General features: G+C 34.5%; 1 pseudogene. It reads left to right on the top strand.

The annotated features are described in order from the left end of the window. Positions 1-316 (top strand): annotated as a pseudogene (locus ACSG5Z_RS30125) (Fis family transcriptional regulator); the annotation flags it as partial.

The raw sequence follows: 316 nt of genomic DNA, 5'->3' as shown, positions 1-316 counted from the left end.
CTCAATATGTGAATGATAATCATGAAACAGTATACGAATCAATTGAAACGATGCGTCAATTGGGGCTGAACCACATTGAATATGTCCCATACTATCCTGGAAAAACGAATATACAACTGATCAAGCTTGCAATTACACCTGGCGAACTTGAAATTATCCCTGACTTCGTAGAAAAAGTAATTAATATCGGTCATAGATTAATAGATATTACGACAATCATGTCCATCCTAGATCGATTTCATTTAATGGAGGAATCAGGTAACCACGTTTCTGAAAGATACAATCGAAAAATAGTAGATTTAACAAAGAATCTAGC

Origin of the sequence: Bacillus pretiosus (assembly GCF_051294775.1) — a bacterium.
GTDB classification, from domain to species: Bacteria; Bacillota; Bacilli; order Bacillales; family Bacillaceae_G; genus Bacillus_A; species Bacillus_A wiedmannii.
Note: the sequence above shows the minus strand (reverse complement) of the source record. Positions and strands in the feature narration are given on the sequence as shown.